The sequence below is a fragment of the Pseudomonas sp. P39-UII1 genome (assembly GCF_039672635.1).
Taxonomy (GTDB): Bacteria; Pseudomonadota; Gammaproteobacteria; order Pseudomonadales; family Pseudomonadaceae; genus Aquipseudomonas.
The window spans coordinates 133,241-155,766 of sequence record NZ_JBDFPP010000001.1 but is presented as its reverse complement, the minus strand read 5'-3'; the positions used below and the strand labels follow the sequence as shown (position 1 = coordinate 155,766).

Annotated in this window: 21 protein-coding genes and 1 tRNA gene; 17 read left to right on the top strand and 5 right to left on the bottom strand. The window is 63.0% G+C overall.

What is annotated here, in order from left to right:
* Window positions 1-94: 94 nt before the first annotated feature.
* The 12 genes from ruvA to ABEH27_RS00710 all read left to right on the top strand — a co-directional run bounded on the left by ruvA (window position 95) and on the right by ABEH27_RS00710 (window position 8,880).
* Entirely contained in the window at window positions 95-712 is a 618-nt protein-coding gene (gene ruvA / locus ABEH27_RS00765) for a Holliday junction branch migration protein RuvA (protein ID WP_346611736.1), read from the top strand.
* Window positions 709-1,755: a Holliday junction branch migration DNA helicase RuvB gene (gene ruvB, locus ABEH27_RS00760; protein ID WP_346611735.1), complete on the top strand. Its 1,047-nt coding sequence runs from the start codon at window positions 709-711 to the stop codon at window positions 1,753-1,755. Before ruvA ends, ruvB begins: the two co-directional genes overlap by 4 nt.
* A gap of 125 nt (window positions 1,756-1,880) precedes the next feature.
* A complete protein-coding gene (ybgC, locus tag ABEH27_RS00755) occupies window positions 1,881-2,333 on the top strand; it encodes a tol-pal system-associated acyl-CoA thioesterase (protein ID WP_346611734.1) in 453 nt (150 codons plus the stop codon).
* 2 nt (window positions 2,334-2,335) lie between these two features.
* The gene (gene tolQ, locus ABEH27_RS00750; protein WP_008090219.1) at window positions 2,336-3,031 is read left to right on the top strand and encodes a protein TolQ; all 696 of its coding nucleotides are present in this window, start codon (window positions 2,336-2,338) and stop codon (window positions 3,029-3,031) included.
* Window positions 3,032-3,045: 14 nt separating this feature from the next.
* Complete coding sequence (tolR, locus tag ABEH27_RS00745) at window positions 3,046-3,498, top strand: protein TolR (RefSeq protein WP_012273765.1); 453 nt, start codon at window positions 3,046-3,048, stop codon at window positions 3,496-3,498.
* Window positions 3,498-4,574: a cell envelope integrity protein TolA gene (gene tolA, locus ABEH27_RS00740; RefSeq protein ID WP_346611733.1), complete on the top strand. Its 1,077-nt coding sequence runs from the start codon at window positions 3,498-3,500 to the stop codon at window positions 4,572-4,574. Before tolR ends, tolA begins: the two co-directional genes overlap by 1 nt.
* Window positions 4,571-5,872: a Tol-Pal system beta propeller repeat protein TolB gene (gene tolB, locus ABEH27_RS00735; protein ID WP_346611732.1), complete on the top strand. Its 1,302-nt coding sequence runs from the start codon at window positions 4,571-4,573 to the stop codon at window positions 5,870-5,872. Before tolA ends, tolB begins: the two co-directional genes overlap by 4 nt.
* A 54-nt stretch (window positions 5,873-5,926) precedes the next feature.
* On the top strand, window positions 5,927-6,424 hold the full coding sequence (pal, locus tag ABEH27_RS00730) for a peptidoglycan-associated lipoprotein Pal (RefSeq protein ID WP_008090230.1): 498 nt from the start codon (window positions 5,927-5,929) through the stop codon (window positions 6,422-6,424).
* A gap of 6 nt (window positions 6,425-6,430) precedes the next feature.
* Window positions 6,431-7,246 carry a tol-pal system protein YbgF gene (gene ybgF / locus ABEH27_RS00725; RefSeq protein ID WP_346611731.1) on the top strand — a complete coding sequence of 272 codons (816 nt, stop codon included), beginning with the start codon at window positions 6,431-6,433 and terminating at the stop codon, window positions 7,244-7,246.
* A 158-nt stretch (window positions 7,247-7,404) separates the two neighbouring features.
* Entirely contained in the window at window positions 7,405-8,052 is a 648-nt protein-coding gene (gene queE / locus ABEH27_RS00720; protein WP_346611730.1) for a 7-carboxy-7-deazaguanine synthase QueE, read from the top strand.
* A 16-nt stretch (window positions 8,053-8,068) separates the two neighbouring features.
* Window positions 8,069-8,755, top strand: a complete 687-nt coding sequence (gene queC / locus ABEH27_RS00715) for a 7-cyano-7-deazaguanine synthase QueC (protein WP_346611729.1) — start codon at window positions 8,069-8,071, stop codon at window positions 8,753-8,755.
* A 49-nt stretch (window positions 8,756-8,804) separates the two neighbouring features.
* Window positions 8,805-8,880 (top strand) — tRNA-Lys (locus tag ABEH27_RS00710).
* 78 nt (window positions 8,881-8,958) lie between these two features.
* On the opposite strand, the gene ABEH27_RS00705 is transcribed toward ABEH27_RS00710, so the two are convergent.
* Both ABEH27_RS00705 and ABEH27_RS00700 read right to left on the bottom strand, forming a co-directional pair.
* On the bottom strand, window positions 8,959-9,162 hold the full coding sequence (locus ABEH27_RS00705) for a hypothetical protein (RefSeq protein WP_346611728.1): 204 nt from the start codon (window positions 9,160-9,162) through the stop codon (window positions 8,959-8,961).
* 35 nt (window positions 9,163-9,197) lie between these two features.
* Window positions 9,198-9,389, bottom strand: coding sequence for a hypothetical protein (locus ABEH27_RS00700; RefSeq protein ID WP_346611727.1), 192 nt, complete (start codon window positions 9,387-9,389; stop codon window positions 9,198-9,200).
* A gap of 254 nt (window positions 9,390-9,643) precedes the next feature.
* Here ABEH27_RS00700 and ABEH27_RS00695 point away from each other — a divergent pair, with 254 nt between their 5' ends.
* Genes ABEH27_RS00695 through ABEH27_RS00685 form a run of 3 tightly spaced genes read left to right on the top strand, consistent with a single transcriptional unit; the run spans window position 9,644 to window position 14,366 of the window.
* A complete protein-coding gene (locus tag ABEH27_RS00695) occupies window positions 9,644-10,900 on the top strand; it encodes an HlyD family efflux transporter periplasmic adaptor subunit (RefSeq protein ID WP_346611726.1) in 1,257 nt (418 codons plus the stop codon).
* Window positions 10,897-13,023, top strand: a complete 2,127-nt coding sequence (locus ABEH27_RS00690) for a peptidase domain-containing ABC transporter (protein ID WP_346611725.1) — start codon at window positions 10,897-10,899, stop codon at window positions 13,021-13,023. The genes ABEH27_RS00695 and ABEH27_RS00690 overlap by 4 nt, the downstream gene beginning before the upstream one ends.
* Complete coding sequence (locus ABEH27_RS00685; protein WP_346611724.1) at window positions 13,020-14,366, top strand: TolC family protein; 1,347 nt, start codon at window positions 13,020-13,022, stop codon at window positions 14,364-14,366. The genes ABEH27_RS00690 and ABEH27_RS00685 overlap by 4 nt, the downstream gene beginning before the upstream one ends.
* Before the next feature lies 1 nt (window position 14,367).
* Here ABEH27_RS00685 and ABEH27_RS00680 read toward each other — a convergent pair whose 3' ends face one another.
* From ABEH27_RS00680 to ABEH27_RS00670, 3 genes are all read right to left on the bottom strand, one after another.
* A complete protein-coding gene (locus tag ABEH27_RS00680; RefSeq protein ID WP_346611723.1) occupies window positions 14,368-15,327 on the bottom strand; it encodes a cation transporter in 960 nt (319 codons plus the stop codon).
* A gap of 246 nt (window positions 15,328-15,573) precedes the next feature.
* On the bottom strand, window positions 15,574-17,640 hold the full coding sequence (locus tag ABEH27_RS00675) for a methyl-accepting chemotaxis protein (protein WP_346611722.1): 2,067 nt from the start codon (window positions 17,638-17,640) through the stop codon (window positions 15,574-15,576).
* Window positions 17,641-17,721: 81 nt separating this feature from the next.
* On the bottom strand, window positions 17,722-19,074 hold the full coding sequence (locus tag ABEH27_RS00670; protein WP_346611721.1) for an APC family permease: 1,353 nt from the start codon (window positions 19,072-19,074) through the stop codon (window positions 17,722-17,724).
* Window positions 19,075-19,624: 550 nt separating this feature from the next.
* On the opposite strand from ABEH27_RS00670, the gene ABEH27_RS00665 reads away from it, so the two are divergent.
* Together ABEH27_RS00665 and nadA are read left to right on the top strand one after the other, a co-directional pair.
* Window positions 19,625-21,133: a YdgA family protein gene (locus tag ABEH27_RS00665; protein WP_346611720.1), complete on the top strand. Its 1,509-nt coding sequence runs from the start codon at window positions 19,625-19,627 to the stop codon at window positions 21,131-21,133.
* Window positions 21,134-21,430: 297 nt separating this feature from the next.
* Window positions 21,431-22,489: a quinolinate synthase NadA gene (nadA, locus tag ABEH27_RS00660; protein ID WP_346611719.1), complete on the top strand. Its 1,059-nt coding sequence runs from the start codon at window positions 21,431-21,433 to the stop codon at window positions 22,487-22,489.
* The last annotated feature ends 37 nt before the right edge of the window (window positions 22,490-22,526 follow it).

The window sequence follows — 22,526 nt, the reverse complement described above, 5'->3', positions numbered from 1 at the left end:
ATACACATTTTGTCCGGGTGAATCGTTCATCCGCTGCATTTGCTGATAGGGTTGAGCGGTCTTTGATCGGCTCCCCGAGAGGAAGGATCGGAACGTGATTGGACGTTTGCGCGGCACCCTGGCGGAAAAGCAACCGCCGCACCTGATTATCGACGTGAATGGCGTGGGCTACGAGCTGGAAGTCCCCATGACCACCTTGTACCGCCTGCCCAGGCTGGGCGAGACCGTCACCGTGCACACCCATCTGGTGGTGCGTGAAGATGCTCACCTGCTGTACGGTTTCCACGAAAAGCGCGAGCGCGAATTGTTCCGCGAACTCATTCGCCTGAATGGCGTGGGCCCGAAGCTGGCGCTGGCCTTGATGTCGGGCCTCGAAGCCGACGAACTGGTGCGTTGCGTGCAGGCCCAGGACACGTCGGCACTGGTCCGTGTGCCGGGCGTTGGCAAGAAGACCGCCGAGCGCCTGCTGGTCGAGCTCAAGGACCGCTTCAAGGCGTGGGAAACCTCGCCAGCCATGTTCACCTTGGTCTCCGACGGCCCGCTGCCGGTCAGTGGCGCCTCCACGGCCGAGGCCGATGCGGTCAGTGCACTGGTGTCCCTGGGCTACAAGCCGCAGGAAGCCAGCAAGGCAGTATCCGCGATCAAGGACAAGGCAGGCCTGAGCAGTGAAGAGCTGATCCGCCGCAGCCTGAAAGGGATGATTACCAAGTGATCGAAGCCGACCGCCTGATCGCCGCCAGTGGCCGCGACCGTGAAGAAGTCCAGGACCGCGCGATCCGCCCGCTGCGCCTGGACGAATACATTGGCCAGCCGGTGGTGCGCGAGCAGATGGCGCTGTTCATCCAGGCTGCCCGCGGTCGCAACGAATCGCTCGACCACACGCTGATCTTCGGCCCGCCCGGCCTGGGCAAGACCACCCTGGCCAACATCATTGCCCAGGAGATGGGGGTATCGGTCAAGAGCACCTCGGGGCCGATTCTCGAGCGCCCGGGCGACCTGGCGGCCATGCTCACCAACCTCGAGCCGCATGACGTGCTGTTCATCGACGAAATCCACCGGCTGTCGCCGGTTGTCGAAGAGGTGCTGTACCCGGCCATGGAGGACTTCCAGCTCGACATCATGATCGGCGAAGGCCCGGCCGCCCGTTCGATCAAGCTCGACCTGCCGCCCTTTACCCTGGTCGGTGCCACCACCCGCGCCGGCATGCTGACCAACCCGCTGCGTGACCGTTTCGGTATCGTCCAGCGCCTGGAGTTCTACAGCGACAAGGACCTGGCGACCATCGTCAGCCGGTCCGCCCACATTCTGGGGCTGGTCATCGAAGACCTGGGTGCCTACGAGATCGCCCGTCGCGCCCGGGGTACGCCGCGTATCGCCAACCGGTTGCTGCGCCGTGTACGTGACTACGCCGAAGTGCGCGGCAAGGGGCAGATCACCAAGGCCGTGGCCGACATGGCGCTCAACCTGCTGGACGTCGACGAGCGGGGTTTCGACCATTCCGACCGCCGCCTGCTGCTGACCATGATCGAGAAGTTCGACGGTGGCCCGGTGGGCGTGGACAACCTGGCGGCAGCGATCAGCGAGGAACGCCATACCATCGAGGATGTGCTCGAGCCGTACCTGATTCAGCAGGGCTACATCATGCGCACGCCCCGCGGGCGCGTAGTCACCCGGCACGCCTACCTGCACTTTGGCCTGAATGTTCCCGGCCGCCTGGGCGAGGGGGCAGATTTTTCCGAAGCAGGCGATGAATGACAGATCGAAACCCGCTTTTCGTGGTCCTACCGCTGGCATGCCTCAGGGTTGCTGGCAATAAGACATTAATGAAGAAAAAACAGTTGCCGCAGCGGATTGGCAAGCTGAGGAGTAAGCACTAGAGTATGCGCGCGCAAAATGGCCTGGAATCTTTCGCACACCGTTGTCGCGTCTATTACGAGGATACCGACGCCGGTGGCGTGGTGTATTACGTCAACTACCTGAAATTCATGGAGCGCGCGCGCACCGAGCGGCTGCGACACCTGGGGTTTTCCCAGCTGCAGCTGGCCGGCGAGAACCTGTTGTTCGTCGTCCATTCCAGCGAGGCGCGCTATCACGCGCCGGCGCGGCTGGACGATGAGCTGCGGGTAACCGCGCAAGTACTTGAACTCAATCGCGCCAGCCTGCGTTTCGTACAGCAGGTCTGGCGGGAAAAGGATGAAACACTGCTCTGCGAGGGGCAGTTCCTGGTGGCCGCCGTGCGCGCCGACACTTTCAAACCCCGAGCCATACCCCCCCAGCTGCGCGACGCCTTTATGGCGGACGGCTCGGGTACTCAATCGAATGCAGGAGAATAAGCGTGGAAGCTAACGTCGTCGACCATACCTCCATGTGGAGTCTGGTCAGCAATGCCAGCGTGGTGGTACAGCTGGTAATGCTGATCCTCGTGGCCGCCTCGGTCACCTCATGGATCATGATCTTCCAGCGCAGCACCATGCTGCGCGCCGGTCGTCGTGCGCTGGATGCCTTTGAAGAGCGCTTCTGGTCGGGCATCGACCTGTCGAAGCTGTATCGTCAGGCAGGCAGCAACCCAGACCCGGACTCGGGCGTGGAGCAGGTCTTCCGTGCCGGCTTCAAAGAGTTCTCGCGTCTGCGTCAGCAGCCGGGCGTGGACCCGGACGCAGTCATGGAAGGCGTAGGCCGGGCCATGCGCGTGGCTATCTCGCGTGAGGAAGAAAAGCTCGAGCAGAGCCTGCCGTTCCTTGCCACCGTCGGTTCGACCAGCCCGTACATCGGCCTGTTCGGTACCGTATGGGGCATCATGAACTCCTTCCGCGGCCTGGCCAGTGCTCAGCAGGCCACCCTGGCCACCGTTGCCCCGGGTATCGCCGAAGCGCTGATCGCCACCGCCATCGGCCTGTTCGCGGCAATCCCGGCGGTCATCGCCTACAACCGTTTCGCCGCACGCAGTGAAGTGCTGATCGGTCGTTACTACACCTTCGCCGACGAGTTCCAGGCGATCCTGCACCGCAAAGTGCACACCAGCGAAGAGTAATCAGGTAGAAGCCCATGGCCCGAGTTCGCCACAAACGCAAGCCGGTCGCCGAGATGAACGTGGTGCCCTACATCGACGTGATGCTGGTACTGCTGGTCATCTTCATGGTGACGGCCCCCATGCTCAACCAGGGCGTGAAGGTCGACCTGCCCAAGGTTTCCAGCGAAGCCTTGCCGCAGGACAACAACGTCCAGATCCTTACCATCTCCATCAAGGCCGACAAGACCTATTACTGGAACCTCGGCAGCGAAGTCGACACCGACAAGCAGATGGACAAGGCCATGACCTTGCCCGACATGACCAACGCGGTGACCAAGATCATTGCCGCCGGTCGCGACCAGGGCAAGCAGACCCAGGTCTTCATTCGTGGCGACAAGGCTGTCGACTACGGCGCCGTCATGGGCGCCATGGGCGGGTTGCAGAAGGCCGGTGTCGGTAACGTTGGCCTGATTACCGAGGCGCCCTGATGCAACAGCGAGAGCCATCCGCCTCGGAAAGCTACTTCTGGCCCAGTGTCTGGGCCATCGGCCTGCATGTACTGGTGTTCGCAATGCTGTTCGTCAGTTTTGCCATGACGCCAGAATTGCCGCCTTCCAAGCCGATCGTTCAGGCTACTCTGTATCAGCTCAAGTCCAAGAGCCAGGCGACTACCCAGACCAATCAGAAGATTGCCGGGGAAGCGAAGAAAACCGCCTCGCGCCAGACGGAAGTCGAGCAGCTGGAGCAGAAGAAGGTCGAGCAGGAAGCCGTGAAGGCTGCGGAACAAAAGAAAGCCGACGCCGCTCAAAAGGCCGAGGAGGCCCGCGAAGCTGCCGAGGCGAAAAAAGCCGAAGAGGCTGCCAAGGCCACCGAGGCCAAAAAAGCCGCCGAAGCCAAGAAGGCTGACGAAGCGAAGAAGGCGGCTGAAAAGCAGCAGGCCGACATCGCCAAGAAGAAGGCTGAGGAAGAGGCCAAGAAACAGGCCGACGAAGAAGCCAAGAAACAAGCCGCCGAGGACGCCAAGAAAAAGGCGGCCGAAGAGGCCAAGAAGAAAGCAGCCGAAGACGCCAAGAAAAAAGCGGCGGCCGAGGATGCGAAGAAGAAGGCAGCTGAAGAGGCCAAGAAAAAGGCCGCGGCAGATGCCCAGAAGAAGAAGGCACAGGAAGCGGCCCGCAAGTCGGCGGAAGACAAAAAAGCCCAGGCCCTGGCCGAGCTGTTGTCTGACACCACCGAGCGGCAGCAGGCCCTGGCCGACGAGCAAGGAGACCAGGTGGCCGGCGATTTCGACGACCTGATCCGTATGCGCGCGGCTGAAGGCTGGGCGCGTCCACCTTCCGCGCGTAAAGGCATGACGGTAGTCCTGCAGGTCAACATGCTGCCGGATGGCACCATTACCAATGTCAGTGTGTTGCGCTCCAGTGGCGACGGCCCGTTTGACAGTTCGGCGGTGGCAGCAATGAAGAACATCGGTCGTCTGACCGAAATGCAGGGTATGAAGCCGAGCGATTTCAACAGGTATCGTTCGTTCAAGATGACATTTACTCCTGAGGATCTAGCGTTGTGATTACTCTCCTTCGAGGACTGCTGGTCATGCTGTGCTGCGTGGCAGGCATGGCCATGGCAGACGAAAAGAACATCCTGGTCACCAGCGGCAGCGATCGGGCCACGCCCATCGCGGTGGTGCCGTTCGGTGTGCAGGGTGGCAGCGTGCTGCCAGAAGACATGGCCGATATCATCGGTAACGACCTGCGCAACTCCGGCTACTACTCGCCGATCCCGCGGCAGAACATGATCAGCCAGCCTTCCCAGGCCAGCGAAGTCATCTTCCGTGACTGGAAAGCCCTGGGCGCCCAGTATGTGATGGTCGGCAGCATCACCCCGTCGGGTGGCCGCCTGCAGGTGCAGTACGCGTTGTTCAACGTCGCCACCGAGCAGCAAGTGCTGACCGGTAGCGTCGCTGGCACCGCCGACCAGCTGCGCGACATGTCGCACTATATTGCCGACCAGTCGTTCGAGAAGCTCACCGGCATCAAGGGTGCGTTCTCCACCCGCATGCTGTACGTGACTGCCGAGCGCTTCTCGACCAACAACACCCGCTACACCCTGCAGCGTTCGGACTACGACGGTGCGCGCGCAGTGACCCTGCTGCAGTCGCGCGAGCCGATCCTGTCGCCGCGCTTCGCGCCGGATGGCAAGCGTATCGCCTATGTCTCGTTCGAGCAGAAGCGCCCGCGCATCTTCGTTCAGCACATCGATACCGGTCGCCGCGAGCAGGTCACCAACTTCGAAGGCCTGAACGGTGCGCCGGCCTGGTCGCCTGACGGTTCGCGCCTGGCGTTCGTGCTGTCGAAAGACGGCAACCCGGACATCTATGTCATGAACGTGGCCTCGCGCCAGATCAGCCGTGTCACTGCCGGCCCGGGTATCAATACCGAACCGTTCTGGGGCAAGGATGGCAACACCCTGTACTTCACCTCCGACCGTGGCGGCAAGCCGCAGATCTACAAACAGTCGGTCAGCGGTGGTAGTGCAGAGCGCGTGACTTTCGTCGGTAACTACAACGCCAACCCGAAACTGTCGGCGGACGAAAAGACCCTGGTAATGATCCATCGCCAGCAGGGTTTCACCAACTTCAAAGTGGCGGCACAGGACTTGCAGCGCGGAAGTGTAAAGATTCTCACGGAAACAAGTCTTGATGAGTCTCCCACTGTTGCGCCAAACGGCACCATGCTAATCTACGCCACCCGCCAGCAGGGCCGGGGAGTCTTGATGCTCGTGTCGCTTAATGGCCGCGTGAGGCTCCCACTTCCTACCGCTCAAGGCGAAGTCAGAGAACCGTCCTGGTCCCCTTACCTGAACTGATTGCGGCGTAATACGTTTTGCTTAACACACTGGGGTTTCATTAGGAGTTTCACGATGGAAATGCTGAAGTTTGGTAAATTTGCTGCGCTGGCTCTGGCCATGGCTGTAGCTGTAGGTTGCTCCTCGAAGGGCGGTGACAATGCTGGTGAAGGCGCTGTTGACCCGAACGCTGGCTACGGTGCCAACACTGGCGCTGTCGACGGCTCCCTGAGCGAAGAAGCCGCCCTGCGCGCAATCACCACCTTCTACTTCGAATACGACAGCTCGGACCTGAAGCCAGAAGCCATGCGCGCTCTGGACGTTCACGCCAAGGACCTGAAGTCCAACGGCAACCGTGTTGTTCTGGAAGGCAACACTGACGAGCGCGGCACCCGCGAGTACAACATGGCTCTGGGTGAGCGTCGTGCCAAAGCCGTTCAGCGTTACCTGGTTCTGCAGGGCGTTTCCCCTGCTCAGCTGGAACTGGTCTCCTACGGCGAAGAGCGTCCAGTTGCCACCGGCAACGACGAGCAGTCCTGGGCTCAGAACCGTCGCGTAGAACTGCGTAAGTAAGTTCCCATGCGAATGTGCCGTCGTGTTGTAACCGTCCTCGCACTCAGCCTTCCGCTTTCAGCGTGGGCTGCGGTTCCTGTAGTAGATGACAACGCAGGTGGGTATCCACCTTCGGGTTATGGCACGAGCGGCGCCTATGCCGGGGCAGGGGCTTCGACCCCTGCCTCAGCACAGGGCCAGCTGTTCATGCAGCTGCAACAGATGCAGGACCAGCTTTCCCGCCAGCAAGGCATCATCGAAGAGCTGCAAAACGATGTGTCGCGCATGAAGCAGGAAAACCTGGAGCGATACCAGGACCTGGACCGTCGCATCAACAGTGGTGGCGCGCCTGCCGCGACCCCCGACAATTCCTCCACCGGTGGTGCACCCGATGCCGCCGCCGGTGCAGCAGCAGGCGCCGCTGGCGCTGCTGCGCAACAACCGGCCGCCAACAGCGAACCGGGCGATCCGGCGAAAGAGAAGCTCTATTACGACGCGGCTTTCGACCTGATCAAGCAGAAGGACTTCGACAAGGCCAGCCAGGCGTTCAACGCCTTCCTGCGCAAGTACCCAAACAGCCAGTACGCCGGCAACGCGCAGTACTGGCTGGGTGAAGTGAACCTGGCCAAGGGCGACCTGCCAGCCGCCAGCCAGGCCTTTGCCCAGGTCAGCCAGAAGTACCCGAAACACAGCAAGGTGCCGGATTCGCTGTACAAGCTGGCCGATGTCGAGCGCCGTATGGGCCACACCGACAAGGTCAAGGGCATCCTGCAGCAGGTCATCACCCAGTACCCCGGCACCTCTGCCGCGCAACTGGCGCAACGCGACCTGCAGAAGCTCTAAGCAGCACCGTTTGAAAGAAACCCGCGCCAGTCGCGGGTTTTTTCGTTAGAATCACTGCCCTTTTCTTAAACACGCTGCCGCGGATAACGCCATGTCGAGTCCGCGACAGTGCCTGACGGAGGCGGACAGCCTGTTCAGCTGTCTCGCCCGTGGCGATCATGCAAGACACATTACGCATCACCGAAGTCTTTTACTCTTTGCAGGGTGAAACACGAACGGCTGGGCTGCCCACGGTATTCGTGCGCCTGACCGGTTGCCCCCTGCGCTGCCAGTACTGCGACAGTGCCTATGCCTTTACGGGCGGCACGATCCGCACCCTCGATTCGATCATGGAGCAGGTGGCTGGCTTCAAGCCCCGCTACGTCTGCGTGACGGGTGGCGAACCACTGGCCCAGCCCAATGCCTTGCCGCTGCTGCAGCGCCTGTGCGATGCCGGTTACGAGGTTTCGCTGGAAACCAGTGGTGCCCTGGATATCTCGGCCACCGATGTGCGCGTCAGCCGTGTGGTCGACCTCAAGACCCCAGGGTCCGAAGAGTCCCACCGCAACCGCTACGAGAACATCGAGCAGCTGACCCGCAATGACCAGGTCAAGTTCGTCATCTGTTCGCGGGAGGACTATGACTGGGCTGTCTCCAAGCTGATCCAGTACAACCTGGCCGAGCGCGCCGGTGAGGTGCTGTTTTCGCCAAGCCATCAGCAGGTGAGCGCAAGCGACCTGGCCGACTGGATCGTTGCCGACAACCTGCCCGTGCGTTTCCAGCTGCAGTTGCACAAGCTGCTGTGGAACGACGAACCCGGACGTTGATTGAGAGTAAAAGCACATGACTGAGAAACGCGCGGTAATCCTGCTGTCTGGCGGCCTCGATTCGGCCACCGTCGTAGCCATGGCCAAGGCCGAAGGCTACAGCTGCTACACCATGAGCTTCGACTATGGCCAGCGCCACCGTGCCGAGCTGGACGCCGCCGCACGCGTCGCCCGCGACCTGGGCGTGGTCGAGCACAAGGTGATCGGCCTGAACCTCGATGGTATCGGCGGCTCGGCCCTGACCGACAGCAGCATCGATGTGCCGGAAACCCCAGGTGAGGGCATCCCGGTAACCTACGTGCCGGCACGCAACACGGTATTCCTGTCCCTGGCCCTGGGCTGGGCAGAAGTGCTGGAAGCACGTGACATCTTCATCGGGGTCAATGCCGTCGACTATTCCGGCTACCCGGATTGCCGCCCGGAGTTCGTCGAGGCGTTCGAGCGCATGGCAAACCTTGCGACCAAGGCCGGTGTCGAGGGGCAGGGCTTCCGTATCCAGGCACCCTTGCAGAACCTGAGCAAGGCGCAGATCGTGCAAGCCGGGCTGGCCCGTGGCGTGGACTACAGCCTGACCGTTTCATGCTACCAGGCCGATGATCAAGGCCGCGCCTGTGGCAAGTGTGACAGCTGCCGCTTGCGCGCTGACGGCTTCAAGGCCGCTGGCGTAGACGACCCGACGCGGTATTTTTCAAAAAAGTTTTGATGGGGTGTTGATTTCTCGTTAGAAATCAGTATTATACGCGCCATCCAACGGGTCGTTAGCTCAGTTGGTAGAGCAGTTGGCTTTTAACCAATTGGTCGTAGGTTCGAATCCTACACGACCCACCATACGCAACAAGTCAAAGCCCGCTACCGGAAACGGTGGCGGGCTTTGTCGTTCTGGGTTGGCAGAACGTGCGGCCTGGATCACTCCGGTTTGTTGGTTCCCAATTCAAATTCGGCGTAGTCCCAGGATTCGCCCTCTTTCCCCCAGCTCACCACCAGGCTGTCGCCATTGCCATAGTTGACCGTGTCGACTTCAACGAAGTAGCCAAACAGTGAAGCCCCACCGCTGACCTGTTGCAGTTCCTCTTCGCCAAGCGTTCGGATTGTATGCGTCGTGCAGTTCATGCCTTGTGCCCTCTCGGTAATCAGCCATTGGCCGATCAGCAGCCGACGTTGACTTCGACATAGTTGTAGGAGCCCCCTTCCTCGCCCCAGCTCACATGGACCTTTTCGCCGTCGCCATAATTGACCAGGTCGACGTCCACGAAATAGCCAAAGGCTGACAGGCCGCCACTGACTTGATCCAGTTCCTGATCATTCAACGCGCGCAGCGCACTTGATGCGGTGTTCATGATTGCGTCCTCGTTCCAGTTTTGTTGTTCCGTCATGGGTAGCCCAGGCAATGGGCTCGGGGAATCATGTGGACGGACAGTACAAAGGGGCAATAGAACGGGTGGCCTAATGTCCAGGTGCCACTGCGGGTGCGCAGCTCGGCTAGCACATCTGTACTAGTGTTAGCGCAGGCCAGCTTGTTTAGGCTGGCGGTGCCTCGCAGCCGGATCTGCAGCGAGGCCACTTCGCATCTGCCAGCACCGTAGGCCAGGGAATGCTATTTCGAAAGGAAGCACTGCAATCAGGGGCGCAGAAGGACCTGGGCAGCGTCATTTTGATATCGCCGCCATCGTTGCGGGTGGCCAGTGCCTGCGCGCTGCTGTTTTGTGTGGTGCTGGTGCTGTTCCTGACGTTTGCCAGTTATACCCGGCGCGAAGCCGTGACTGGGGTGCTGGTGCCCGAGGGCGGCCTGATCAAGGTGTTCGCACCCCAGGTCGGGGTGGTGCAGGGTTTGCTGGTCAGTGATGGCCAGCACGTCCAGGCTGGGGCGACCTTGCTGACGCTGGTCAGCGATACCCAAAGCGGCGACGCTGGCGCCAACCAGGTTGCCATCAGCCGCCTGATCGCGCGGCGCAACAGCAGCCTGGCTGACGAGATAGCCGAGACCCGCGTGCTCCACCAGCAGGAGCGTGAGGGCAAGCAGCGCCGCCTGAGCATGCTGCAGGGCGAGCAGGAAAAGGTTACCGCGCAGATCGCGCTGACGCGCCAGCGCCTGGCGTTGGCGCAAGGCATCGCCGAACGGTATGCCGAATTGCAACGTCAGGACTTTGTCTCGCGTGACCTGCTGCAGGCCAAGCAGGACGCCGTGCTGGAAGTGCGCCTGCGCGCCGAGGAGCTGCACCGCTCACTGCTGGCACTGCGCAACGACAGCGCTGCAGTGCGCGCCGAACTCGCCGAGCTTCCCTACAACCAGACCAAACAGCTGGCCGACCTCGAGCGCCGGTTGATCGACAGCGAAAGCAACCTGCTCGAGAGCGAGGTCAAGCGCCAGGTGGTGATTACCGCGCCAGCTGCCGGTGAGGTGACGGCCATGGGCGTGGTCAATGGTTCACGCGCCGATGTCAGCCGCCCGCTGTTCAGCCTGGTGCCGCAAGACAGCCCGCTCTATGCCGAGCTGTACGTACCAAGCCGTTCGGCGGGCTTCGTGCGCCCGGGGCATGAAGTGTTGCTGCGTTACCAGGCCTACCCCTACCAGCACTTCGGCCTCGCCCGCGGCACCGTTGCCTCGGTGTCGCGCAGTGCGTTGCCGGCCGACGAGATCATGACCGTGGGCGCCGCCACCGATGCCTTGCGCGAGCAAGGGCCGTTGTATCGGGTCAAGGTCGCACTCGACCGGCAAAGCCTGTTTGCCAGGGGCAGGGAAGAGCGGTTGCGCTCTGGCATGCAGCTGGACGCCGACATCATGCTGGAAAACCTGCCGCTCTACGAATGGCTGCTCGAACCCTTGCGCGGCATAGGAAAACGCCTGTGACCATCTCCCAGTCCCTGAGCTTCGGCATGGGCCGCAAGCTGCCTGTGATGCTTCAGGTCGAGGCCGCAGAGTGCGGCCAGGCCTGCCTGGCGATGATCGCCGCTTACCATGGCCAGGTGCATGACATGCATTCCCTGCGGCACAAGCTGTCGCCGTCAATGAAGGGCGCAACGCTCAAGCAACTGATGGCCATGGCTGGCCAGCTGGGCCTGGCCACGCGGCCGCTGCGCCTGGAGCTGGAGGCGCTGGCGCAGCTACGGTTGCCCTGCATCCTGCATTGGGAGTTCAACCACTTCGTCGTGCTCAAGGAGGTCGGCCCACGCGGCGTGGTGCTGCACGACCCGGCCCGGGGCATACGCAAGCTGAGCCTTGCCGAGGTGTCGGCGTCGTTTACCGGTATTGCCCTGGAGCTTTGGCCACACAGTGACTTTCAGCCAGGCGAAGTGAAAAGCCAGGTTTCCCTGCGCCGGCTGCTGGGTAAGGTCCAGGGCTTTGGCGGGGTGCTCGGGCACGTGCTGTTGCTGGGCATGGCGCTGGAGCTGTGCATGATCCTTGCGCCGTTCTTTCTGCAAACAGTCATCGACAAGGTACTGGTCAGCGCCGACCTCGACCTGCTGGCGGTGCTGGCGCTGGGCTTCGGCCTGCTGCTGGTTGCCCAGCAGGTGTTGTCGCTGGGCCGCTCCTGGGCGCTCATGTACCTCGGCACGCTACTCGGCAGCCAGTGGCAGATCAATGTCTTCAACCACCTGGTGCGCCTGCCGGTGGCGTACTTCGAACGGCGGCACCTGGGCGACATCATTTCGCGTTTCGGCTCGCTCAAGGCCATCCAGCGCACACTGACCACCTCATTCATCGAAGCGTTGCTCGATGGGCTGATGACTGTGGTAACGCTGGTGTTGATGTTCGTCTACAGCCCGCCGCTGGCGATGATCGCGGTTACCGCCATGGTGCTTTATGCGCTGGCGCGCTGGGCCTGGTTCGGGCCGTTGCGGCGGGCCAGCGAAGACGAACTGGTGCGCGCCGCCAAGCAGCAAAGTTACTTCCTCGAGACGATGCGTGGCGTGCGTACGCTCAAGCTGTTCGCCCACCAGGAGCAACGTGCCACTGCCTGGAGCGGCTTGCTGGTGGACGAAATCAATGCCGGCCTGCAGCCGCAGAAGCTGCAGTTGCTGTACCGCACCTTCAATGGCCTGCTGTTCGGCAGCGTCACGCTGCTGGTGCTCTGGCTCGGTGCCAGGCAGGTGATCGACGGCGTGTTCAGTGCTGGCATGCTGATCGCCTTCAATGCCTACAAGGACCAGTTCAACAGCCGCGTCGCCGGCCTTATCGACAAGCTGGTGGATGTGATCATGCTGCGCCTGCATGGCGAGCGGCTGGCGGATATCGTGCTGGAAACAGCAGAGCCACAATCGGCGCCGGCATTGGTGCCTGTCACGGACCGGGTGCCGCGCCTGGAAGTGCGCCAGCTCAGGTTCCGCTATTCCGATCACGAGCCCTGGGTACTCGACGGGGTGTCCCTGGTGATCGAGCCGGGCGAGTCGGTGGCCATCGTCGGGCCTTCAGGCTGCGGCAAGACCACGTTGCTCAATGTGATGCTTGGCATTTTGCCCCCTGTCGACGGGCAGGTGCTGCTGGACGGCGAGCCGATCGATGCGTCGACCGTCGACCGGCTGCGGCGTATCAGTGCCACGGTGTTGCAGGACGATGTGCTGTTTGCAGGTTCGATCGGCGACAACATCAGCTTTTTCGCCAACGATGCCGACCAGGCCTGGGTCGAGCAGTGCGCCCGCATGGCAGCGGTGCATGACGATGTCGCGCGCATGCCCATGGGTTACAACACCCTGGTCGGCGACATGGGCACGGTGCTGTCGGGTGGGCAGAAGCAGCGCATCCTGCTGGCCCGTGCGCTGTACCGGCGGCCGCGGCTGTTGTTTCTCGACGAGGCGACCAGCCACCTGGACATCCAGCGCGAAGCTGCGGTCAACCATGCGCTGCAGGCGTTGAACATCACCCGGGTGATCGTTGCCCATCGGCCGGACACCATACGTTCGGCGCAGCGCGTGCTGGTATTGGCCGATGGCCGGGTGACGAGTGACAGCCGTGAGCCGGGCGCCGCGCCATGATCAGGCGATGGGCGCTGGCAGCCGGGCTTGCCCTGCTGAGCATGCACTGCGTGGCCGAGCAGCCACTTCAGGCCTGCCCCGGCCCATTGCGCCCTGATGAAGCGCTGGCACTGGCGCGGGCCGTGGCCATGGCGCTGTGCGCCGACCCTGAGGTCGCGGCAGCCTGGCGCACGCAATTGAGCAGCCAGGCCAGCATGGATGCCGAGCGCTCGGCGTACTGGCCCACTTTGCAAGGCGTGGCCAGCAGCGGCAGGGCCAACCGCAAGACGCGCTACGACGGTTTTCCCGAGGCAGACTCCAGCCTGAATGCCCGTACCAGCGGCTACGGCCTGAGCCTCAACTGGGTGCTGTATGACTTCGGCTTGCGCGAGGCGAGGGTGGAAAGCGCCCGGCAACTGTTGAACGCAGCCAGCAGCAGCCGGGTGGAGAAGATCCAGGCGGTGGTGCTCAATACCAGCAAGGCGTTCTACCAGGTGCAGGCCAACCGCGCGTTGCTGCAGGCGCGGCAGAGCATCGAAGCCTTGGCGGCAGACAGCCTGCGGGTCACCACGGCCAAGCACCAGGCGGGCGCAGGCGAGCAGGCCGACCGCCTGCAGGCGCAGACCACCTACGAGCAGGCCCAGCTTGAACGGGTGCTGGCCGAAGGCGACCTGGCCACTGCCGAGGGCGCGCTGGCGAGCGCGGTCAACCTCTCGCCATCGGCGCGGCTGCGGCTGGAGGCGCTGGATGAACCGAACGGCGAGGAGCAACGCTTTATGCAGAGCGTGGATGCACTGATGGAGCAGGCGCGGCAAAACCATCCGTCCGTTGAAACAGCGCGTGCCCAGTGGTCATCCAGCCTGGCCAGGGCAGAGGCGGAGCGGGCCCAGGGGCGCCCGACGGTATCGCTGTACAGCAATTACCGGCATGACGACACACCGGTCGACCAGGTGGCTTCACGCCAACAGATCGAAACCTGGACGGTCGGTGTGCAGGTCAGCGTACCGATATTCGACGGCTTTCTCTCCCGGCGCCGAGCGCGTGCCGCCGAGGAGGAGGCCGGGGCGCGTGAACAGGACGTGCGCACCGCCGAGCGGACCATTGCCCTGAGTGTCTGGCGCAGCCGTCAGGCCCTGGCGGCGCGGACCCAGGCGTTGTCCATCAGCCGGCGCCTGGTCGCCAGTGCCAGCCAGTCGCACCGGGTGGCGTTGGGGCGCTACAAGGCTGGCGTCGGCAGCATCATCGAGCTGCTCAATGCCCAGAACGACCTGGCCGCCGCGCAGCAGCGGCGGGTCGGGTCGGTGGTGGACTGGTACACCGCCCGGCTGCAGCTGGCCGCCGACCTGGGCGAGCTGGGCCGGTAGGTCACTGCGCCCAGGCCGGGTCGCCGGTGAAGACCACGGTGATCCAGCGGTCCGGGCCCTCGCCGCCGACCGCATCGCCAATCTCGTCGCGCAGGGCGTCCCAGTGCGCGATGGACCGCGCGGGCATGTCGGTCGGCACGATGAAGTACAGCTCGATCTCCCGCGAGCGCCCAACCTTGGCCACGTAGGCCTTGTACGACTGCAGGCCGTGCTTGAGGACGAACTGCTGGGCGACGTTATCGACGTGCTGCTTGAGGTCGTTGGGGGTCACCAGGAAGATTTCCGACATGGCCTGGCGCACCACCGACAGCGGCAGCGGAATGATCACCAGGCACACCAGCGCCAGCACCGCCGGGTCGATGTACGGCGACACCCATTCCCACTGCGTACCCTGCACGGCAAAGCCGAAGCAGAAGGCGATCAGCAAGGCCGCGGTGATGCTGGCCGACATCACCCAGCCCTTGACGTCCATGCGCACGAAGTCCGAGTTCAGCTTGCGGTTGGCGCGGGCCTCGACCACGGCGATGGTCGCGCAGGCGATCACGGTCAGTACCGCGTACACCATGGCAATCCCGAACTCCAGGTGGCGGCCGCCTTCGAGCACGCTGCTGATGGCGTTGATCAGGGCGTAGAGGGCAACGCCGCTGAGCAGGATGCCGTTGAGCGCGAGCACCATCGGCTCGAGGTGCCAGAAGCCCATGGTGAAGCGCTCGCGCAGCTTGCGCGACAGTTGCAGGCTGGTGGCGTGCGAGGTGATCAGCTTGACCACCACCAGCGACAGGCCGCTCATGCTGGCATCGACCAGCGAGTAGACGCCGTCGAAGATGATCGAGAACGAACCGGAGGCCAGGCCGAAGGCGATGCCGATGGTGGCGATGAACAGGGTGACGGCAATCGAGGTGCGTAGCAGGCCCTGTTCGCTGGTGATGTCGAAGAAGGGTGATTTGTTTGGTCTATCCATGGGTAAAACTCTTTCTAAAGGTGGGGTGACTGTACTGGCCCTATCGTCGGCAAGCCGGCTCCCACAGGTACAACGCCGGCCTTGAAGGCTGTGGTTTCCTGCGGGAGATTACCCAGCCCTCCGGGCTGCGCTGTCGCGCAGAGAACAAAGCCCGCGAGCGCGCCGCATACCCTGTAGGAGCGGCAAATCAGTAAGTTAGCGTTTGTTCTATGAGAGCCGGCTTGCCGGCGATAGGGCCAGTGCAGCCTAGACGCGAAACTGCTCCATCAATGCTTGCTGCTGGTTGGCCAGCCGGTTCAGCGCCTGGCTGATCCGCGCCGACTCATCCGCCTGGCCCGACAGCGATTCTGTCACATCACGAATGCCAGCCACGTTACGGTTCACTTCTTCAGCCACCGCGCTCTGCTCTTCGGCCGCCGAAGCGATCTGCAGGTTCATGTCGCTGATCACCGCCACCGCTTCTGCGATCCGCTGCAGCGCCGGCAGCGCCTGCTCCATGCGTGTTGCGCTGGCCTGTGCCTGGCGCTGGCCTTCATGCATCGCACCCACCACATCCTGGGTGCCTTGCTGCAGGCCTTCGATCACCTGGCGAATCTCTTCCACCGACACCTGGGTGCGCTGCGCCAGGCTGCGTACCTCATCGGCGACCACGGCAAAACCACGCCCGGCTTCACCTGCGCGGGCGGCTTCGATGGCGGCATTGAGTGCCAGCAAGTTGGTCTGCTCGGCAATCGCACGGATGACCTCGAGCACCGAACCGATCTGCTCGCTGCGGTTTTCCAGGGCGCGGGCTTCGTCCATGGCGGCATTCATCCCCACCGCCAGGTTGTCGATGGCCTGGCGGGTACTGGCGATCAACTGCAGGCCCTCACGGCTGGCCTGGTCGGCGCCCCGTGCGGCCTGGGCCGCTTGCGCCGCGTTATGGGCGACATCCTGGGCGGTAGCGCTCATCTCGTTGGCGGCCGTGGCAACCTGTTCGATCTCACGCTGTTGCTGCTGCATGCCGTTGCTGGTCTGGCTGGCAATGGCTGCAGACTGGTCGGCGGTGCCGCGGGCTTCATGCAGCGAACCTTTGACCTGGGCGATCACCGGTTGCAGCTTGTCGAGGAAGCGGTTGAACCAACCGCTCAGCTGGCCCAGTTCGTCCTGACGCGCGTAGTCCAGGCGGCGGGTCAGGTCACCTTCGCCGCTGGCGATGTCTTCAAGGCGTGCGGCCACGGCCAGGATCGGCCGGGTTACCCCGCGCGCGGTCAGCCAGACCAGCAGCAGGCCAACCACGGCAGCGCCCAGGCCGATCAGCAGGCTGGTCAGGTTGGCGCCCTGGTTGTGTTCGTCGAGGCGCTGGTTCAGGGCCGCGGCCGGCGCTTGCAGCACGGCCTCCGGCAGCTCCAGCAGCACCTGCCAGGGCGCCGCGCCGGGGATTGGCGCGAACGGGCGGCCGACACGCAGCAGGCCCTGCGCCACGTCGTTGGCCAGTGGCCTGGCCAGCTTGCTGGCATCGCGGCTGTGCCCGGCGAGCAGGCCGCTGTTGCTGACGATGCTGACCTCGCCCTGGCCGTCGAACAGTTCCTGACGCCCCTCCAGGCTCAGTTGCTGCAGGTTGTCCAGGCCGATATCCAGGCCGACCACGCCCACCACCTTGCCGTTTTCCAGCAGGGGCAGGGCGATGCTGGTCATCAGTACCTGGCGGCCATTGACCTCGTCGAGGTACGGCTCCAGCACGCAGGCCTTGGCGGTTTCCTGCGGGCAGGTCAGCCAGCGGTTCTGTGCCGCACCGTTGGCGCCAACTGTGCTGTCGGCGAGCATCGACTCAGGCATCGCCTCGCGCTCCAGGGTGCCTGGGGAGGGTTGCGACCAGTACAGCGAGAAGCGCCCGCTGTCGTTGCTGCCCAGGGCTTGCTGGGCGACGAACTGGCTGTCCTGCTGGTCCAGCGCGTTGTGCTGAAACACCAGGTACAGGCCGATCACATCCGGGTTGCCGGCCAGGCTGGCGCGGGCCTGGCGGGTCAGTTCGGCACGCAGGTCGTTGCCGCCGTGCGCCTTGAGCACTTGCACCAGGCGGGCAAAACCGTTGGCGTACTGGTAGGCGTCCATGAAGTAGCGCTGGATACGCAGTGCCTGGGTTTCGGCATGGGCCTGCAGGCGCAGGCGCGCGCTGTGTTCGAGCATTTCGCTGTTGGCCTGGCTGACCAGGGCCGCACTGCGCTGCGCCTGGGCCAGCGAGGTGGCCACCAGCAGGGCGACGATGGCCAGCAGGCAGAGGCCGGCGAGCAGGGTGATCTTCCACTGGATGGAGAGGCGACGCAGCGGCATGTGGGCTTTTCCTTTTCGATCATGAACAACGCCCGCGTTCAGGCGCGGGCGTTGTCGGCAGCAAGGGTCATTCTGAGGCGGTCATTCAGCGACATACTTCGGTGGCGCGGCGGTGAAGGCTTTGGTCAGCCAGGCCAGGTACGCCAGGCCCAGCGCCGCCCAGATACCACCGAACATCAGTGAATGCTCGTTCAGGTCAAGCCACAGCGAGACGATGATGCAAAAGCCGATGGTCGGCAGCACCAGGTACTTCAGCTTGTTCATCAGGCCCCGGCGATTGCCTTCACGCAGGTAGCAATGGTTGATCACCGACAAGTTGACGAAGCTGAACGCCACCAGTGCACCGAAGTTGATGATCGAGGTGGCGGTGACCAGGTCGAAGAAGATCGCCGACAGCGAAATCAGCCCGACGACCGCAATGTTCATCACCGGGGTTTTGTAACGCGGGTGCAGGCGGGCAAAGATGCCGGCCGGGATTACCTTGTCGCGGCCCATCACGTACAGCAGGCGCGAGACGCTGGTCTGCGAGGCCAGGCCCGACGCGATGGTGTTGATCACGGTGCAGGCAATGAAGACCGACTGGAACAGCTTGCCGCCCACATACAGGGCGATTTCCGGCAGGGCGGCTTCCTGGTCGTGGAAGCGCGACATGGTCGGGAAGTAAGCCTGGATGAAGTACGACACGGTGATGAACACCAGGCCGCCGATCAGTGCAGTGAGGAAGATCGCCCGTGGGATGGTCTTGCTCGGGTCGCGGGTTTCTTCCGACAGGCAGGTGACCGCGTCGAAGCCCAGGAACGAGAAGCACAGGATGGTCGCACCGGCGGCCAGAGCGCTCAGTTGGGTCTGGCCGTCGCCGAACGGTTGCAGGCTCCACGCCGTGCCCAGGCCTTCACCATGGTCCAGGCCGCGCACGCACAGGTAGATGAACACGGCGATGATCGCCACCTGCACCGCCACGAACAGCAAGTTGAAGTGCGCGACCAGGTTGACGCTGCGCATGTTGATCAGGCTGATCAGCGTGACGAAGGCGGCTACCCAGATCCACGCCGGCACTTCGGGGAACATCGCCGACAGGTACAGTTTTGCCAGCAGGGCATTGACCATCGGCAGCAGCAGGTAATCGAGCAGCGACGACCAGCCGACCAGGAAGCCCACATGCGGGTTGATCGCGCGTTGGGTGTAGGTGTAGGCCGAGCCGGATTGCGGAAAGCGGCGCACCAGGGTGCCATAGCTCACTGCAGTGAACAGGATGCCGGCCAGCGCCAGCAGGTACGCGCTGGGCACGTGGCCTGCGGTAATCCCGGAAACGATGCCGAAGGTGTCGAACACGGTCATCGGCGTCAGGTAGGCGAGGCCGATGATGATCACGTGCCATAGGCGCAGGGTTTTACGGAGTTGGCCGTTGCCGGTGGCGCTGTGATCAGGCTGCATGCTGGCATGGCTCCTGCTGAGCGTGAACGGCGGGCGAGGGGGTATGCGCATGCGACGAGGGCGAGCGGGTGGGCTCCATGTGTTCACCTGTATTTTATTGTTGGAGCAGAGATAGGCGCAGGCGATGCGCCGCTGTCGAGCTGGCAGAGCCTGGGCTAGGAAGGTGGAGCGTGCGGGCAGGGGCGGTGAGGCATCATGTCGGCGCGTCTGTTCTTCTTCGTGGAGTGGCGCTGGGCAAGGTGGTGAAAATAAAAAACGATGGGTAGGTGGGTGTCAAGTTAAACATGACAAGATGTTACTAAATTGAAATATTTATCGATTTAAAGGCCGTTTTGTTCGCTTTATGCGCGGTTTTTTGCGGTTTCGATCGATGCGAATGTTCGTAAAATTTTACGAAAAGGGCGTTTCGTCGTTGCGTGTCGGATGCTTCCTAAATATGCGGATTCGCCTCGGTGGCGAGCACTTGGCCAAGGCGGGGGTGATACTATTTTGCACCCGCGCGGCCGGCTGGCTGCCCACCCTCCCATATGGACATCAATCGGTTCAATTCATGAAGAAATCAGTAGGCATCCTCTCCGGCCTGGCCATCGCCATCGCCGTCGTTACCACCGCTGGCGCCTGGTACACCGGCAAGCAACTGCCTGCGCAGCTGGAGCAATCCGTCGGCCGTGCCAATGCCCAGCTGAAGAAGGCCCTGGTCGGTGTGGGGGGCAACATGACCATCGAAGTGGCCTCGCTGGAGCAGCATTTCTTCAGCAGCACTGCGCACTACCGCCTCAAAGCCAGCGACATCCACTTGTCCGATGGCCAGACGGTCAACTTCGAGGTGGGCGTCACCGACCAGATCGAGCACGGCCCATTCCCCTGGTCGCGGGTCAAGGCGTTCAAGCTGATGCCGGTGCTGGCGGCCAGTAACAGTGCGCTGGACAAGGACGACTTCACCGCGCCGTGGTTCGCCGCAGCGGGCGACAAGGCCCCGATTACCTCGCAGACCAGCCTGGGCTTTGGCGGCAATGTCGATGGCAATATCCTGGTTGCGCCGGTCAAGCTGACCGAGGACAACGGCAGCACCCTTGATTTCTCGGGTATGCGCCTGGCGATAAGCGGCGACAACGAAGGCAAGGCGTCGAAGTTCCAGGGTACTGCCGACCGCTTCGAGATGAAGCTGGTGGGCGACGATCACCCCCCGGCCACATTCGAGTTGAAGGGCCTGGAAGTCGGCGGCAACCTGGCATCCACCCAGCACGACGCGATCTATGTCGGTAATGTGGATCTGCACTTGGCCGAAGCCAAGGTCACGCTCGGGCCCAAGCAGCAGGTGCTGCTGCTCAAGGGCCTGGAGCAAAACGCGCTGCAAGCGCTGGACGGCCCCGACACCGTGGGCGGGCGCGTGGATTACAAGGTGGCGGATATCACCTGGGATGGCCGCGCGGTAGGCAGCGGGCAGATGGCGGTGAGCATCAAGTCGATCAACGCCCCGGCCCTGCAATCGCTGTCGCAGTGGTACCAGGCGCATATGCCGGAGTTCCAGCAAGCCGCCGCTGCCGGCCAGCCGTTGCCGGAAATCCGGATGGGTGAAGCGGAGAAGGCCAAGTTCCAGGGCGACCTGAAGCAACTGCTGGCGTCCAAGCCGCAGGTGGCGGTGGAGAACCTGTCGTTCAAGACGGCCAATGGCGAGAGCCGCTTCAACCTGTCGATGGACTTTGCCAGCCCGACGTCCTTCGACCTGCCGCCAGACCAGCTGAGCAAGCAGCTGATTACCCAGGTGAAGAGCAAGCTGTCGTTGTCCAAACCGATGATCGGTGACCTGGCGACCTTGCAGGCCCTGCTGGAAGGCCAGAGCGATGCCCAGGCGATTGCCATGCAGTCCAGCCAGGCCGGTGAGATGGTCGGCATGATGGCGCTGCAGAGCGGCATGGCCACGGTGCAGGGTGATGATGTGGTGTCGAGCCTGCACTATGCCGATGGCATGGTCGACTTCAACGGCAAGAAGATGACCGTCGAGGAGTTCGCCATGATCCTGGCTGCGCACTTTGCTGCGATGCAGCCGCAGGGCTGATTGATCGAGCCTGTACCGGCCTCATCGCCGGCAAGCCGGCTCCTGCAGGTACAACACTGCCCTTGAGAATGGTGTAGCACCTGTGGGAGCCGGCTTGCCGGCGATGAGGCCGGTACAGGCCACATAAAAACCGCTTTAGAAATCCCTTGATTGTCTGTAGCCTTCGGCGTCCGATAATAATCCGCGCCCGCAGAGGGTCGTGGCGGCATGCCTGCCGTCCGGCACCCTTAGCCGATCTGCCAGGGCCGGGTGATACACTCGATTTGATGCGCACGCGCGCCTGCAGGTCCAGCGATCATGACCCAGATTTCCGAACGCCTGTTGGTACAGGCCCACCTCGACGCCAAGCAGCCCAACCCGCTGACAGCCGAGCAGGAGGCCGAATACCGTGCGGCCATCGCTGCCGAGCTGAAGGCGCAGAACGCCGTGCTGGTTGCCCACTACTACTGTGACCCGGTTATCCAGGCGCTGGCCGAAGAGACCGGCGGCTGCGTGTCCGACTCGCTGGAAATGGCCCGCTTCGGCAAGAACCACCCCGCCGAGACGGTAATCGTCGCCGGTGTGCGCTTCATGGGCGAAACCGCCAAGATCCTCACCCCCGAAAAGCGCGTGCTGATGCCGACGCTGGAGGCTACCTGCTCGCTTGACCTGGGTTGCCCGGTCGAAGAGTTCTCGGCCTTCTGCGACCAACACCCCGAGCGCACCGTCGTGGTCTATGCCAACACCTCAGCGGCGGTAAAAGCCCGTGCCGACTGGGTGGTGACCTCCAGCTGCGCGCTGGAGATCGTCGAAAGCCTGATGGACAACGGCGAGACCATCATCTGGGGCCCGGACCAGCACCTGGGCCGTTATATCCAGAAGCAGACCGGTGCCGACATGCTGCTGTGGGACGGTGCCTGCATCGTCCACGAAGAGTTCAAGTCGCGCCAGTTGGCCGACATGAAAGCGCTGTACCCGGATGCCGCCATCCTGGTCCACCCCGAATCCCCGGAGTCGGTGATCGACCTGGCCGATGCGGTGGGCTCCACCAGCCAGCTGATCAAAGCCGCGCAGACGCTGCCGAACAAGACCTTCATCGTTGCCACCGACCGCGGCATCTTCTACAAGATGCAGCAGCTGTGCCCGGACAAGGAATTCGTCGAAGCCCCGACCGCCGGCAACGGCGCGGCGTGCCGCAGCTGTGCGCACTGCCCATGGATGGCGATGAACACCCTGGAGCGGGTGCTGGATTGCCTGCGTAAAGGCACCAATGAAATCTTTGTCGACCCGGCGCTGGTGCCGAAGGCGATCAAGCCTTTGAACCGGATGCTGGACTTTACCCAGGCGGCTCGGCTGAAGTTGTCTGGTAACGCCTGACGTTGGTCCGCGTCGACGTCTTCGCGGGCAAGCCCGC